Here is a 666-nt window from a genome sequence, read left to right on the forward strand (position 1 = left end):
TCGAGCCGCTTCCGGTAGGCGGGGCGGCCGGGGTAGCGGGCCTCCAGGGCCTCCCAGGCCAGGCGGCCGAGCCGCCCCATGGGGGTCTCCCCGGGGGGGAGGGGCACGGGCGGGTCCAGGATCCGCTCGGGGAGGAGGGGAAAGGCCAGGGTCTCCGCCAGGGCCCGGGCGTTGGCCCAGGCCTCGGGGAAGGGGATCCGCTCCAGGGCCTCCTCCCGGGAAGGGAGGGCCCAGGCCTCGTTGCGGGGGCGGTCCGGGTGCGAGGTTTCCACTCCGATCCCCAGGCGGGCGCAGGTGAGGGCGTCCAGGAGGGGATAGAGGTCGGGGGCGGCCATGCGCACCTCCAGGGCCGCGGCGTAGGGCAGGCCCCGGTCCTGGGCCAGGGCCCTCAGGACCCGGACCCGGCGCCCGTCCCCGGGGAGGCGGTCGTGGTAGAGGGTGAGGAAGAGCCGGTCCCGGAAGGCCCCCTGGAGGGCCCCAAGGAGGCGGTCCAGCTCCTCCAGGCGCCTTTCGGAGAGGAGGCGGCTCGGGAACCCCTCCCGCCCCCCGGTGAGGAGGACCAGGTCCTCGCTCTCCGCCAGGAGGGCCTCCAGGGGGAGGCTCCCCTCTTCCAGGGCCCGGGTGAGGTGCTGGGAGAGCCTCCCGTACCCCTCCCGGCTCGCCGCC

1 protein-coding gene is annotated in these 666 nt (G+C 76.7%); it reads right to left on the reverse strand.

Translation table 11 applies throughout. The features are described from left to right. A partial coding sequence (locus tag AC01Y6_RS10905) for a hypothetical protein (RefSeq protein ID WP_476671551.1) occupies window positions 1-666 on the reverse strand: 666 nt, incomplete at both ends.

The organism is Thermus sp., assembly GCF_056332225.1.